1 protein-coding gene is annotated in these 17159 nt (G+C 48.1%); it reads left to right on the forward strand.

Features of this window, described 5'->3' with window-relative positions; translation table 11 throughout:
• The first annotated feature begins 35 nt into the window (after positions 1–35).
• Entirely contained in the window at positions 36–17126 is a 17091-nt protein-coding gene (locus VIC_RS20230) for an Ig-like domain-containing protein (RefSeq protein ID WP_006962113.1), read from the forward strand.
• Positions 17127–17159: the final 33 nt, after the last annotated feature.

Raw genomic sequence — 17159 nt, forward strand, 5'->3', positions numbered from 1 at the left:
ACAGACAAAACGTTGTAAAGGATTAGGGGCTTATCATGGGTTTTGGTACATACGTAGTAATTGGTAACCTAGCAGCAGGACAAACAATTGCAATAGATGAAAATGGAAGTATTCGTGTATTGAATGATAACGAAGTTGCTAAAGCAGGCGATGTTGTTATGTCCTTGGAAGAGCTCAATCCAGATTTCGCTGATGTGAACATTGGTATTGTTAATGAAAGCGCTGAACTTCAAGACATAACAAGCGAAATAGATGACATTATTGCAGCACTGGAAGAAGGCCAAGATCCAACTCAACTAGGTGATGAATTTTCGACTGCTGCTGGTGGTCAAATAAGCTCTAGTCTGACCACAATTGGTTCCATCGTCAGGACAGGTGATGAGACCATTGCTAATACTGAATTTAATACTCAAGGTTTTGAAAATTTGGGTATTTCTCGAACTCAGAGCCTAACGCTTTTAGACCAATATCAAGCCATTCAACAAGCCCCAGCCTTTACTACTTTGAATAATAGCCCTCTTGCCGATGATGTATCTGTAACAACGAATGAAGATACGTCGATTAGCGGACAGGTTAGTGCTACTGATCCAAACCCCGATGACTCCCTTACTTTTTCTATCTCCTCATCCCCGGAAAACGGGGTAGTCACGATCAATCCTGTTACTGGGCTGTGGGAGTACACGCCTAATGAAAATTATGATGGCTCTGATTCGTTTGAAGTAACGGTGGATGATGGAAATGGAGGAACGGATACTGTAGTCGTTAATGTTGATGTGACCCCGATTCCGGCTATATCTGTTTCAGGAGATGCTCAGGTAGATGAAGGTAGTAATGCGAGCTACACCATCAACTTTGACAAAGCGTCAAACCAAACCACTAATTTAAAACTGACTTTGTCTTTGAGCTCTGCTGAAGGAGAAGATTTGTCGGGGATGAGTGTAGAAGCATTAAGTTCTTCTGGTGATTCTGATTCATCGCAACGCGTCATTCTTGTTGTGGGAAATGATGGAACGGTTGAGGTGCCAGCAGGTGTTACATCACTCCGTGTGACCGTCAACACTGCTCAGGACACAACATTTGAAGGCTCAGAAGAATACCAGCTCAACGTCGAGCCTGTATTCGGTCTTGTGGGAGATGGTGCTGGCAGCAACAGTGCAAGCACGGCAATTTTGGACAACACTGGCAACGAGTCCGATCTTCCGCAACTAACGGTCAGCAATGAATCCGTGTTTGAAAACAACACCGCCGTCTTCGATATTGCTTTGTCAAACAATGTCGATGGTGATGTTACCTATAATTTTTCAATAAATCTTGATGGTGAAACTGCTGAGATTGCTGACTTTGCCGAAAACCCTTTCAGTGTCACTTATCAGATAACGGGTGTTACTCAAACTGCTACCGCAAACCAAGATGGCAGTTATACCATTCCTGGCAACGCGACCAACATCCAAGTCTCGGTTGAAACCGCAAATGATGAGATCTTCGAAGGAAGTGAAAGCTTCACTTTGGATGCTAATGCGAGTGCCACAGTGGGTGGTGAAAGCTTTAACCTGAGTGAGTCCGGGTCAGGCACGATCAGTGATGAACAACAGGGAGGAGGCAACGCGGATACTCCATCCTTGTCAGTGAGCTCTGAAGCTGTTGTTGAAGGCAGCACCGCTGTGTTTAATGTTGCGCTGTCGAATGTTGTCGATGGTTATGTGACTTATAACTTTGCACTTAATATAGAAGGACAATCTGCGGAGTTAGCAGACTTTACAACGAATCCGATCAGTGTCAGCTACCAACTGGATGGTGTTACTCAGCCAGCTGAAGCCAATCAGGATGGTACGTACACCATCCCTGGCAATGCAACCAATATTCAAGTCTCAGTTGAAACATTAGATGACGATATTTTTGAAGGCAGCGAAAACTTCAAACTGGATGTTAGCGCGAACGCTACTGTTGGTGATGATAGTTTTAACTTGAATGAATCAGGAACAGGAACAATTACTGATGAGCAGGTGGATGCTAGTAATGCAGATACACCAACTCTTTCGGTTAGTTCTGAATCTGTTGTAGAAGGGAATACAGCAGTATTTGACGTTGCGTTGTCGAATGATGTTGATGGCGATGTTACCTATAATTTCTCTTTAAATTTCAATGATCAAGCTGCGACTCTTGATGATTTTTCCGTAAATCCGATCGATGTTAGTTATGAAGTGAATGGGCAGGCGCAGACAGCTGTAGCGAATCAAGATGGCAGCTACAACATTCCCGGTAACGCAACTAATATTCAAGTCTCTGTTGAAACTACGGATGATAGTATTTTTGAGGGCAACGAAAGCTTTACGTTGGATGTCAGTGCAAACGCTACAACAGGCGGTGATCGCTTTAATCTCAATGAGTCCGGAGCAGGTACGATCAGCGATGAATCCGATCGTCCTGACTTAACCGTCACAGGTGCAGGTAGCGTCTCCGAAGGTGAGGTGGCGACGTTCAGCATTAATCTCTCCAACCCTGTTGACCATGCGGTTACCCTTGACCTGCGTGCGAAAACCAACGGCAATGCTAATACCGCCGAAGCGGACGATATTGGTGAGATGCGCGCGTACTATCTTGATGGTGACGACAAAGTCTATCTGGACTTTGATGGGCGCGAGATTTCAGTACCAGCGGGTGTGCAGGACATCTTTGTTGAAGTCGATACCGTGGATGACAACGCAGCGCCTGTGCACGAAGGCAGTGAACGTTTCCAACTTGTAGTGCGTGATGTGGACGATGTGACCACAGATAGTAATGGTAAAACGAAAGCGGCGGCGTTTATTGACGACAGTGGCAATGGTGCGGGGGATAACCCGGACGATGACCGCCCAGGCATTACCAGTATCTCCAGCCCAACCGTCGATGAAGGCGGTACGGCCGTCTTTGATGTCACGCTGAGCAACCCAAGTGAATTAGCCACCCCTGTCACTATGACGCTGGCCAATGGCACAGCGGAAAGTGACGACTACACCAGTAATCAAATTACCGTCAACTTTGCTGATGGCACCAGCACGGTGGTGAATGCGGTTAATGGTGAGTTTAGCTTTGATGTTCCGGCGGGCAACAACTCTTACACTGTGTCGGTTGAGACGACCGATGACAATAACGCGCCTGTGTATGAAGGCGACGAAACCTTCACCTTGAGCGGTGCGAGCAGCAGTCAAACAGGTACCGTCAGCGGTGAAGCGACCATTCAAGATGGTGGCGAGGGCAGCGATAACGATCGCCCTGATTTAACCGTCACAGGTGCAGGTACCGTCTCCGAAGGAGAGGTGGCAACGTTTAGCATTAATCTTTCCAATCCTGTTGACCATGCGGTTACCCTTGACCTGCGTGCCAAAACCAACGGCAATGCCAATACCGCGGAAGCGGACGATATTGGTGAGATGCGTGCGTACTATCTTGATGGTGACGACAAAGTCTATCTGGACTTTGATGGGCGCGAGATTTCAGTACCTGCGGGTGTGCAGGACATCTTCGTTGAAGTCGATACCGTGGATGACAACGCTTCACCAGTGCACGAAGGCAGTGAACGTTTCCAACTTGTAGTGCGTGATGTGGACGGTGTGACCACAGATAGTAATGGTAAAGCGAAAGCGGTCGCGTTTATTGACGACAGTGGCAATGGTGCGGGGGATAACCCGGACAATGACCGCCCCGAAATCACCAGTATTTCCAGCCCGATCGTCGATGAAGGCGGCACCGCTATCTTTGATGTGACGCTCAGTAATCCAAGTGAGCTAGCCACCCCTGTCACTATGACACTGGCCAATGGTACAGCGGGAAGTGATGACTACACCACCAATCAGATCACCGTCAACTTTTCTGATGGCACCAGCACGGTCGTGAATGCGGTCAATGGTGAATTCAGTTTTAATGTTCCAGCGGGTAACAGTTCTTATACGGTGTCGGTTGAAACCGCGGATGACAACAATGCACCTGTGTATGAAGGCGATGAAACCTTCACCTTAAGCGGTGCAAGCAGCAGTCAAACAGGTACGGTGAGCGGTGAAGCAACCATTCAAGATGGTGGTGAGGGCAGCGATAACGATCGCCCTGACTTAACCGTCACAGGCGCAGGTACCGTCTCCGAAGGTGAGGTGGCAACCTTCAGTATCAATCTTTCTAACCCTGTTGACCATGCCGTTACCCTCGATTTACGTGCCAAAACCAACGGCAATGCCAATACCGCGGACGCGGACGATATTGGTGAGATGCGTGCGTACTATCTTGATGGTGACGATAAAGTCTATCTGGACTTTGATGGTCGTGAGATTTCCGTGCCAGCGGGTGTACAGGACATCTTTGTTGAAGTCGATACCATAGACGACAACGCAGCGCCGGTGCACGAAGGCAGCGAACGTTTCCAGCTTGTGGTACGTGATGTGGATGGCGTGACCACAGACAACAATGGCAAAGCGAAAGCGGCGGCGTTTATTGACGACAGCGGTAATGGTGCAGGGGATAACCCGGATGATGATCGCCCAGACATTACCACCATATCCAGCCCGATCGTTGATGAAGGCGGTACCGCTGTTTTTGATGTCACGCTGAGCAACCCAAGCGAATTGGCTACACCAGTCACCATGACGCTAGCAAATGGCACAGCGGAAAGTGACGACTACACCACTAATCAAATTACCGTCAATTTTGCCGATGGCACCAGCACGGTGGTGAATGCGGTCAATGGTGAGTTCAGTTTTGATGTTCCGGCGGGCAACAACTCTTACACTGTGTCGGTTGAGACGACCGATGACAATAACGCGCCTGTGTATGAAGGCGACGAAACCTTCACCTTGAGCGGTGCGAGCAGCAGTCAAACAGGTACCGTCAGCGGTGAAGCGACCATTCAAGATGGTGGCGAGGGCAGCGATAACGATCGCCCTGATTTAACCGTCACAGGTGCAGGTACCGTCTCCGAAGGTGAGGTGGCAACGTTTAGCATCAATCTCTCCAATCCTGTTGACCATGCCGTCACCCTCGATTTGCGTGCCAAAACCAATGGTAACGCCAATACCGCGGAAGCGGACGATATTGGTGAGATGCGTGCGTACTATCTTGATGGCGACGATAAAGTCTATCTGGACTTTGATGGTCGCGAGATTTCCGTGCCAGCGGGTGTGCAGGACATCTTCGTTGAAGTCGATACCGTGGATGACAACGCTGCGCCTGTCCACGAAGGCAGCGAACGCTTCCAACTTGTGGTACGCGATGTCGATGGCGTGACCACAGACAACAATGGCAAAGCCAAAGCAGCGGCGTTTATTGATGACAGCGGCAACGGCGCAGGGGATAACCCAGACGATGACCGCCCAGACATTACCAGTATCTCTAGCCCAACCGTCGATGAAGGCGGTACGGCCGTCTTTGATGTGACGCTCAGTAACCCAAGTGAATTAGCCACGGCAGTCACCATGACGCTGACCAATGGCACGGCGGAAAGTGACGACTACACTAGCAATCAAATCACCGTCAACTTTGCCGATGGTACCAGCACGGTGGTTAACGCGGTCAATGGTGAGTTCAGTTTCGATGTCCCAGCGGGCAACAGTTCTTACACCGTGTCGGTTGAGACTACTGATGACAACAACGCACCTGTGTATGAAGGTGACGAAACCTTCACCTTAAGCGGTGCGAGCAGCAGTCAAACAGGTACCGTCAGCGGTGAAGCGACCATTCAAGATGGTGGTGAGGGCAGCGATAACGATCGCCCTGATTTAACCGTGACAGGCGCGGGTGCCGTCTCCGAAGGTGAAGTGGCAACGTTTAGCATCAACCTCTCTAACCCTGTCGACCATGCCGTCACCCTCGATTTGCGTGCCAAAACCAACGGCAATGGCAATACTGCGGAAGCGGACGATATTGGCGAGATGCGTGCGTACTATCTTGACGGCGACGATAAAGTCTATCTGGACTTTGATGGTCGTGAGATTTCTGTGCCAGCGGGTGTGCAGGACATCTTTGTTGAAGTGGATACCGTAGATGACAACGCTTCACCAGTGCATGAAGGCAGTGAACGCTTCCAGCTTGTGGTACGCGATGTGGATGGCGTGACCACAGACAGCAATGGTAAAGCCAAAGCGGCGGCGTTTATTGATGACAGCGGCAACGGCGCAGGGGATAACCCAGACGATGACCGCCCAGACATTACCAGTATCTCCAGCCCAACCGTCGATGAAGGCGGCACGGCGATCTTTGATGTGACGCTCAGTAACCCAAGCGAGTTAGCCACTCCTATCACCATGACGCTGACGAATGGCACGGCGGAAAGTGACGACTACACTAGCAATCAAATCACCGTCAACTTTGCTGATGGCACTAGCACGGTTGTAGACGCAGTTAATGGTGAATTCGGTTTTGATGTCCCAGCGGGCAACAGTTCTTACACCGTGTCGGTTGAGACTACGGATGACAACAACGCACCTGTGTATGAAGGCGATGAAACCTTTACTTTAAGTGGAGCTAGCAGCAGTCAAACAGATACAGTGAGCGGTGAAGCGACCATTCAAGATGGTGGTGAGGGCAGCGATAACGATCGCCCTGATTTAACCGTGACAGGCGCGGGTGCCGTCTCCGAAGGTGAGGTGGCGACCTTCAGCATTAATCTCTCCAACCCTGTTGACCATGCGGTTACCCTTGACCTGCGTGCCAAAACCAACGGCAATGCCAATACCGCGGAAGCGGACGATATTGGTGAGATGCGTGCGTACTATCTTGATGGTGACGATAAAGTCTATCTGGACTTTGATGGTCGTGAGATTTCTGTGCCAGCGGGTGTGCAGGACATCTTTGTTGAAGTTGATACCGTAGATGACAACGCTTCACCAGTGCATGAAGGCAGTGAACGCTTCCAGCTTGTGGTACGCGATGTGGATGGCGTGACCACCGACAACAATGGCAAAGCGAAAGCAGCGGCGTTTATTGATGACAGCGGCAACGGCGCAGGGGATAACCCAGACGATGACCGCCCAGAAATTACCAGCATCTCTAGCCCAACCGTCGATGAAGGCGGTACGGCCGTCTTTGATGTGACGCTCAGTAACTCAAGTGAATTAGCCACGCCAGTCACCATGACGCTGACGAATGGCACGGCGGAAAGTGACGACTACACTAGCAATCAAATCACCGTCAACTTTGCTGATGGCACTAGCACGGTTGTAGACGCAGTTAATGGTGAATTCAGTTTTGATGTCCCAGCAGGCAACAGTTCTTACACCGTGTCGGTTGAAACGACCGATGACAGCAATGCCCCTGTGTATGAAGGCGATGAAACTTTCACCTTAAGCGGTGCAAGCAGCAGTCAAACAGGCACAGTGAGTGGTGAAGCGACCATTCAAGATGGTGGTCAAGGCGGTGATGATGATCGCCCAGGCATTACCAGTATCTCCAGCCCAACCGTCGATGAAGGCGGTACGGCCGTCTTTGATGTCACGCTGAGCAACCCAAGTGAGCTAGCCACACCTGTCACTATGACGTTGGCTAATGGCACAGCGGAAAGTGACGACTACACCAGCAATCAAATCACGGTTAGCTTTGCCGATGGCACCAGCACGGTTGTAGACGCGGTTAATGGTGAGTTCAGTTTTGATGTCCCAGCGGGCAACAGTTCTTACACCGTGTCAGTTGAGACTGCTGATGACAACAATGCCCCTGTGTATGAAGGTGATGAAACCTTTACTTTAAGTGGAGCTAGCAGCAGTCAAACAGGTACTGTGAGTGGTGAAGCGACCATTCAAGATGGTGGTGAAGGCAATGACGATGACCGCCCTGAAATTACCAGTATTTCTAGTCCAACGGTCGATGAAGGCGGTACTGCTGTCTTTGATGTGACTCTTAGTAATTCGAGCGAACTGGTTACGCTAGTCACCATGACGCTGGCTAATGGTACAGCGGAAAGTGACGACTACACCACCAATCAAATCACGGTTAACTTTGCCGACGGTACCAGCACTGTTGTCAACGCGGTTGATGGTGAATTCAGTTTTGAGGTGCCTGCGGGCAACAGTTCTTACACTGTGTCGGTTGAGACCACGGATGACAACATTGCGCCAGTGTATGAAGGCGATGAAACCTTCACTTTAACTGGTGCTAGCAGTAGCCAGACAGGTACGGTGAGCGGTGACGCGACCATTCAGGATGGTGGTGAGGGCAATGACGACGACCGCCCTCAAGTTTCCATCTCAGGAGGTGGGGACGTTAATGAAGGTAATACCGCTAACTTCACGGTCCATTTATCAAACACTGCGACATCGACTGTTTCTTTCGTTCTCACGTTAAATGCGGGAGATACTTCAACAGAAGATCTGGCTTCGTACCAATATCAAACTGCGAATGGTACTTGGTTGGATGTGCCTGCGTCGGGAGAAATTTCTGTTCCTGCAGGTTCGAGCTCTGTAAACGTTAAAGTTGTCACTCAACAAGATGATACTTATGAAGGGGATGAGAGCTTTAGCCTGTCCGTCAGTGCGGGGAGCGGAACAGTTAGCGCGTCAACAGACACCACCGCAAGCGCTACGATTTTGGATTTCGAAGATAATCCACCTGAAGCAGAAAATTTTGATGCAACACTCGACGCAAATGGAAATGCAAGCATCTTGTTTAATAGCGAGGATGCTGAACAAGATCATATTTCTGATAACGAAGATGACGCAACAAACACACCTGTTGGCGTTGTTATCACAGAGCTTCCTGAGTCGGGTCAGCTGTATTACGGCGATCAGTTGATCGACGCCGATGATCTTACGACCTTTACTTCAGAAGGCGAAGTGCTGCAGCAAGGAACAATATTCAGTGACCCCAACCTGATTCGGTATGAAAATGATGCTGAATCGACAGGCTTCGTTCTGGGAGTAAAAGAAGCGCCCGATGGTATGGGTGGCGGCGCTAGCCAATCTAATTTCTTAAATTGGGGTGAATCTGTTCAAGGTAATGCTGGCCAGAGGGTTCTGACTTTTGACAACGGCGATTCAATCACAATTACTTCTTCAGGTCAGGCATTAACACAATACTTTGGTCAGCCAAATGCGGGGCATATTGGATATGGACTTGCAGTAGGAAATGATGGCGGTCTTCAGCAAGGTGAGACAATTACGATTGATTTTACCCATCGCCCGTCAACGTCTGTAGAAGTAGGGTTAGATGGACTCGGTGGCTGGTTTGAGGATGGCCACGAGTTTGAAACAACAGCGATAGTGCAAGCAAAACTTGATGATGGCTCAATCATCGAAGTACCAGTCTCAAAAGAGACCTCAGGCAATACAGATTTGTTCCATGTTGTGACTATCGATGCTCCAGAAGGTCGACAAATTGAAGAGCTGATAGTGACCACCGAAGGCCCGGGTAACTGGGAGCTGCGTTATCTAGAAACATCATCAAATGACACCTTCGATTACCGAGCAGTAGATAGTGATGGAAATTACAGCGACGAGCACACGGTGACTCTAGTCGAAGGAAACCAAGCGCCGATTGCCACAGATGACCCTGTTGCTTTTGAAGTCGCACTTGGTACCTTTAACTCTAATTCTTGGACACATGATGGCGTCAGTATTAGCGGCAGCTATCAAGGTCAAGATCAGTCTATTACTCAAAGCGGTGTCAAACGTGGGGTTGCGGGTGACGAAAACGGAGGGCCGGGTGCTCAAATTCAGTACAACCGAGAAGATGGTGAGTCTGAGCAGTTCAGAGTTGACCTAGACAAGCCTGCGACAGAGTTTAGCTTTGAAGTATCGAATCTATTCAAAAATGAAGGTGGAAGTAGCAACCATGAGCAAGGTAAATGGGTGGCCTATCTCGGCGATAACGCCGTCGCGAGTGGCACCTTTGTTGCCAATGATGGTAGCAACCACGGTTCTTATCATTTTGATGAGCAAGACCTCGGCGGCGTAGCGTTTGATAGCGTTGTTTTTGAAGCGACAGATTTTAGCAACATTCCTGCCCGTGGCAGTGACTCTTCAGACTATTTTCTAACAGGCTTCAAAGCGTCTGGTGACGGTGCGTATGCAGCCAATCAAGGAGAAGTTCTTGAAATTCCTTTGACTGAACTATTGGGTAACGATTTTGATCCGAATGGCGACAATATTCGAATCACCCATGTCTCTGAAGTCAATAACGCCAGCGCTAGGATTGAGAATGGCATAGTTTATATAGATCTTGATGATGCGTTCGTTGGTAATACTACGTTTGATTACGTTATTACCGATGATAAAGGAGGCTTTGCTGAGGCGACGGTTTCAATTGTAGTGAATCCCTTGCCTCAAGAGGTCGCCGTAGAATCTATCTCAATGCTTGAGAATTCAGTAGATGAAGGAGACAACCTTGTCTACAAAGTGACACTGGAAGAAGGTGTACTGCAAGAAGCACGATACAGTGTCACTTTTGGTAAGTCAGATAGTGATAGCGCAGACAATTCGGATGTGGACTTGTCTCAAGTGATATTCACCAACGGGGTGACTTATGACTCCACGGCACAACAAGTGGTTGTTCCTGTCGGTGTTAGCACTTTCTCTGTTCTTATCCCAACCTTGATAGATGGCGTTTATGAAAGCTCTGAAGACTACACACTGATTTTAGGTGGACAGCAGGCCTCGGGCACAATTGAGAATGTAGATATACCATTGGTGTCTGTTTCTGAAAATGTGAGTGTCAGTGAAGGCTCAACTGCAGAGTTCACCGTTTCATTGAGCAAAAACACGGCTGAAGCGGTGACTATCAACCTAGCTTTGGCTCATTTAGAGACAGACGCGTCTGATATTTCAAGCATGGTAGTGGAGTATCACGATGGCAACAGCTGGCAAACGCTGGCGATTGCTCCAAATGGTGATGTCGTGTTACCAGCAGGGGTGACGCAGGCTCGTGTTACCGTTCAGACAAGTGATGACGACTCTCAGCCTGTTTACGAGGGAGCTGAGCGCTTCGAGCTTGCTGTTAGCGGCGTTGTCGGAGCTCAGGGCTCTGACTCTAGCGTCGCGACTATTGTCGATGATGGAAGCGTTGACCCTGACGGTGAGGGCCCGGAAACCGCCAATGATGACCGTCCGGTTGTTAACTCGGTCAGCGACCAAAATGTTGAAGAAGGCGGTGTTGTCAGTTTCGATGTCGCGTTGTCTGCAGAGAGTACTTCGGACACCCGAGTGGTTTTAGAGCTCAATGAAATTAATGCCACCTCACCAGAAGACTTTAATGGTAGTGTTGTGACGGTGAAATATGGCGCCCCTGAGCAATCGGAGCAGGTCACCCTACAAAATGGTGTGTTTGAGTTTGATTTACCAGCCGGTGAAAGTGATTTTACGGTTTCTGTACAAACGAACGATGATCAAGTATCCGATAACAACGAGACGTTCACGTTAGCGGCTAAGACAGAGTATCAATCGAATCAGGTTAGCGGTACAGCCACGATTCAAGATAATGAAAAACCAACCATCGACTTAGATGGCAGTGAATATCAGATTGAATTTGTCAGCGAAAGTGCGGGTTATCACAATGTATTCGGCTACTACGTTTATGATGAATCGTCAGATACACAGCAGCTTCAAATCTTGATGTCGGACTCGTACGACTCCCGTCAAAATGGATTTGATCCTGTCCTTGCGAATCTAGATAGCATGGACAACGTCGAGTACTTCCTCATTCCAAATGGTGCCAATGCAATTGAAAATGCACCATCAGGCGCAACGTTTGAAGTGGACTCCAATGGTAAGTTGCTTATTAACGGAGCTGAGCAATCCAATATTAATGTGTTCTTGAGTCATGACGAAAACTCTCACATGAGAGTATCTGAAAATAGCGATGGCGACACGGTTTTAAGCTTTGACGACCAGAAAAATCACGCCAATGATGACAATGACTACAACGACTTAGTCATCAAAATTTCGAAACAAGACACCAATGTTGATTTTGCTACTGCTTTCACTGAAGGTGATGATGCAATTTCGATTGCGGATGCAAGTGTCGACATTTTTGACGACAAAGACGCTATTCAATCTATGCAAGTGACGTTGACGAACAAGTATGCAGGCGATCAACTTACTTGGCCTTCTACGCCCGGATTCACCGTCAGCCAGTCTGTGACGCCTGCCAGCGTTACGCTGTTGATTACTGCCGATACAGTTGGTGGCGTATCATCTTCAGAGTTTGAAGCTTTCCTCAAAGGGATTCGATTCGAAAATACCAGTGAAAACCCTGATGAAACGGATCGTGAGATAGACATCCATGTGACGGATGCTTCGGGTCAACAATCAGAAACGGCAACGACAACGATAAGCGTTGTTGAAGTGGCTGACCTGACCGTACAACAGAATGCTAGCGGTGATGAAGATAACCAAATTGCGCTGAACATCTCTATCCCTGCGAACAGCTCTGTGACTGAAATTGTATTGACCGATTTACCAGACGGTTCGATTCTTAAGTCTGGCGAAAATATGATTGTGATTAGCAATGGAGAAGCAACGCTAACTCCACAACAGCTGGCACAGTTGAACATAACTCCGCCAAACAACAGTGACGAGAACTTTACGGTTAATGTGGAAGGTTACACTTCTTCCAACGAGCTTATAGAACAACACAGTATCGATGTTCAGGTTGATGCTGTCACTGACGTGCCTTTAATTACTATTGCTGAGCCAGAAGTGATTTCGTTCCATGATTTCGATTCTATCGACATGGATAACCGCTCATGGCGCGGTAATGTGAGTGCGAGTGAGCTTACACAATCTGATGGTGCTGAAGGTATCTGGGGAACAGATAACTCGGGTGAATACAGCGAAGTAGGCAAAGAAACTGTCTATCGAGGTGGTGTTTCAGACAGTTCGAATCAAATCTTTGAGATCGAAGGTCGTCATGGTGATGACCAACTGTTCACTCAGTTTACTGCGCAAGCAGACCAGTTCTACACCCTTTCATTTGATGTCGTCGCGCGCAGGCTAAATGATTCTCCGTTGACGGTATTCCTTGAAGATGAAAATGGTGATCGTAAAGTTCTGTTTGAGTACACCGATCAGCAAAGCCTCAATTGGCAAACCGAAAGTATTAATTTCCAAGCACCATCGGATGGAGAGTACAAAGTTGTATTTGAATCAGAAACGTCATCAAACAGCTACGGTGCGCTGCTCGATGACATAACGTTAGAGAAAGCAGACAACATTGGTTACGAAGACAGCTTCATCCCGCTTAGCGATATTGTTGTTGGCTTAAGTGATACTGACGGCTCAGAAACCTTGTCTTTGGTACTTAATGGATTACCAGAAGGGTCTGTTATTCGAGATGGCAATGGTAACTCGATCACTGTTGTAGCAACGCCAGATGGAAAGAATAGCGTAGATTTGTCTGCATGGAGCAATGACCTGACGGGACTTGAAGTGAATGTGCCTGAGGAGGGCAGCTACCCGCTCGAATTTGTTGTAACCGCACAAGATAATGCACCTGCGACCGCTGAATCAGTCAGCAAGGTAATTAATCTAACGGTCTTGCCAGTGCTTGATGCTGAGAGCAAGGAAGTGACACTTGATGAAGACGAAAGCTACATCTTAGGTGTCTCTGACTTCGGTATTACTGACCTAGATGCACAAATATCAATTTCTGAATTACCGAGTTCAGGTGTTTTAGAGGTGCAAACTTCGCCGGGAGTCTGGGCACCAGTTTCAGAAGGTGATTTGATCTCCGTGAATCATGTGGCTCAGGGCAATCTCCGATTTACGCCTGAGGATGATGAGTCAGGATACAACCAGCATACTGGCACCGGAGAAGGTAACCTGAATCAGGATTATGCTCACATTGACTTTGTGGTTGAAAAAGGTGATGCCAAGTCTGATGCAATGACGCTTACTCTTGATGTTACGCCCGTAGCGGATACTCCAGTTCTTAACATCACCACTCCAGACACTGTGCTTCCAGAGCAGCACTTCAATGTGGTGACCTGGACGGGAGTGATTGTAGGAAATGACAATGGTCAGGGTGTAAATGGCAGCACGTTGATTTCAGCTATTGATGCGCTCGACCCTCAACTTGCTTCTTCAAGTACAACAACCAATGCCCAAGACACCGGCAGTTGGGCAACGGCAGCAGACAATGCCGTGCTCGTGACTGGTTTGGTGTACCTTGAGGCTGGAACGAGTTATGACTTTGTAGGACGTGGTGATGACAGCCTAGCGATCACGATTGGTGGCGTTATGTCCGACCAAGCCTACTGGGGGAATTCAAGTGGGCAAATTCAGGGCAGCGCCTTTACGCCTCAGGTGTCGGGTTACTATCCACTTGCGATTTATCACCACAACCAAAGTGGCCCAGGTAACTTTAATGTCGATGTTTCTATAAATGGCGCGGCAGCGGTTGATCTTACCAGCTCTGCGTTATCCGTAGTGACCGACGAAACACAGCTGGATCAATCTGATGTAAGGGCTTCAGAACTTAAGTCAGTAAATGGTGTGGAAGTATATGAAGTCTACGGTTACAACGAAGGGCTTCAAGATACTGAAATCCCACTTTCTCAGATTACGAGTGCTCTTAACGATAACGATGGCTCTGAAACGCTGGGGGTCACATTGAGTGGTTTACCACAAGGTGCGACATTGAGTGATGGTGGTTCTAATAATGTGGTTGTAGGCGCTTCCGGTGAGGTGGATGTAACGACTTGGGATCTATCTTCGTTATCCGTTTTACCACCAGCAGGCTCTCACGACGATTTTACAATTACAGTTGTGGCCACAGCTTCAGAGGTGAACTCAACCAGCGAGGCGGATTCGCGAGCAACGATAGATGTTGTCGTTCACGAAAACAAACCTACTGTGACGCAACCTGATGTCAATGTCGTCGATGAAGACCGCAGTGCGATTGGTAATGTACTGACGGATATAGACGGTAGAGACAGCGATGAAGACAACATCCTTTCTGTTGAACACTTCTCTATCAACAATGTCTCGTACCCAGCAGGCAGTAGCGTGACTTTGTCTGAAGGCACGTTTGTCATGCAGGCCGATGGTGGCTATGAGTTTACGCCGAACGCTAACTGGTCAGGCCAACTTCCCGTGATCACTTATACGACAAACACAGGTGCCTCAGATACGCTATCCATTCAAGTCGTGCCAGTAGCCGATGCACCTCAAGTCTCTATGACTATTGGCGAAATGGAGGTGGTGAATGTAGCGACAGAGCAAATGGAGGATGGTCGTTACGAAACATCGCAAGATAAAACCATTCCAGTTAATGTTGCTGTAGCCTTAGTTGATGCGGATGGCAGTGAAGCTCTCGGAACTGAAGTCGTTGTGACGGGTATTCCAACAGGTGTGGAAGTATACGTGAACGATAGTTTGGTGTCTTCACAGCCGAATGGTTCTTACTTAATAACGCTAGATGGTAATGGCGACGCGTCCTTCGATATCAAAGTACCTCACGATTACAGTGGTAGCTTGGAGTTCCCGATTCAGGTTCAAGGGTCTTCGGTCGAAAGCGCCAACCAAGATACAGCGCATAGTACAGCGGAAGAGACACTCTCTTTCCGTAGCTATGTGCTTGAATCGGGTTCACATGGTGATGACACCATTAGTGGCAATGGAGATCATGAACTAATCGTAGGTGATGTTCAGGGTATCCAGATTATTGCAGGTCAGGACTATAACATCGCATTTGTTCTTGATACTTCGGGTAGTATGGGTGGAAGAGTTGGTACGGCGAAAACAGAAATTATCGAAGTTTTCGATCAGTTACTCAGCACTGCTAACTCAGGTTCTAATGCCGGGACCGTCAACATCCTTTTAACTGAGTTTGCTACTAACTCAGGTGTCACGATATCAGTGGATTTAAGCTCTCCAACGACTCGCGCTGATTTTGTGTCTCAGCTAAGTAGTATCGAGGACAATGGTAGTGGTCTTACAAACTACGAAACCAGCTTCGACGCAGCTGTTGAATGGTTTGATGCTAATACTAACGATCAAGCAGAAAATATTACGTACTTTATTACGGATGGTAACCCCAACTATAACAATCACCTAAATGTAACTTCTGCTGATTTCGACCAGCTTGTGCTGGACTATGACGCATCCACTAAGGATGTCGTGACATTAGATGATATCTTGCCTGATAACTATTCTGTGGGTATCGCGGTCTCTTATAAAGGTGAAGAAATTGTCTCCAGTTCAGGTGCCGTCAAATCGCCGTTGACAGGCGCTACGCTAGGTAACTTAAGCTACTCAGGTGGATTGAGATACACCGATGGTAGCAATGCATCGGTGCAGGCTCGTCATATGTATCAGGTGTTGGCGTTAATCTCAGCGGTTGAAGCGGTGGGTATTGGCAGTGGCGTCAATGAAGCAACCTTGTCACAGTATGACTCTGATGGTGTGGTTGTTCCTAACATCAATGTAGACGAACTAGCTGAGACGATTCTTGGGCAGGAAGTGACCTTAGAACAAGGTGAAGACAACATAGAAGGTGGGCAGGGCGACGACATTCTATTTGGTGACCTCATTGATTTCGATAACATTGACGGCCAAGGTGTTGCTGCATTACAGAAATACGTTGCATCAGAGACCAGCAGTCCATTAGCTGATGTATCAGCAGAAGATGTTCACAGTTATGTTCGTCAGAACCACAGTGATTTTGATGTTTCCCGTGACGGTGATCAGGACGACACTCTTTCTGGTGGAGTAGGAGATGACATTCTGTTCGGTCAGGGGGGGGATGATACTCTGGATGGCGGTGCAGGCAATGACATTCTGCTAGGTGGAGCGGGTGATGATACGCTCATCGGTGGCTTAGGTAGTGACATTCTATCTGGCGGCGATGGTGAGGATGAATTCGTCTGGCATGATGGCGACCTAGATGGTGGTACTGACGTAATCACGGACTTCCATGTATCGGAAGATAAGATCGATATTTCTGATCTGTTAGGACAAGATGAAACCATGGAAGAGTTACTTTCTGATGTCTCTGCCAATGTTGTCGACAGTAACGGCATTGAACTCACCATTCAGAGAGACAACGGACAAACCACTCAGTCGATTAAGCTGGATAACGTCGTCGATCAACTCAACGGCATTGATACCAGTCATGGCAGTATCACGGGCAACGACTTGACCAATTTACTGAATGAAATTATCAAATCACACGATTAAAAAAAGGGCCGTAAGGCCCTTTTCTATTAATGA

It is taken from the genome of Vibrio coralliilyticus ATCC BAA-450, assembly GCF_000176135.1.
Classification (GTDB): Bacteria; Pseudomonadota; Gammaproteobacteria; order Enterobacterales; family Vibrionaceae; genus Vibrio; species Vibrio coralliilyticus.

Coding starts and splice junctions, on each gene's coding strand:
- VIC_RS20230 (WP_006962113.1), top strand. CDS start 36: ATGGGTTTTGGTACATACGTAGTAATTGGTAACCTAGCAGCAGGACAA.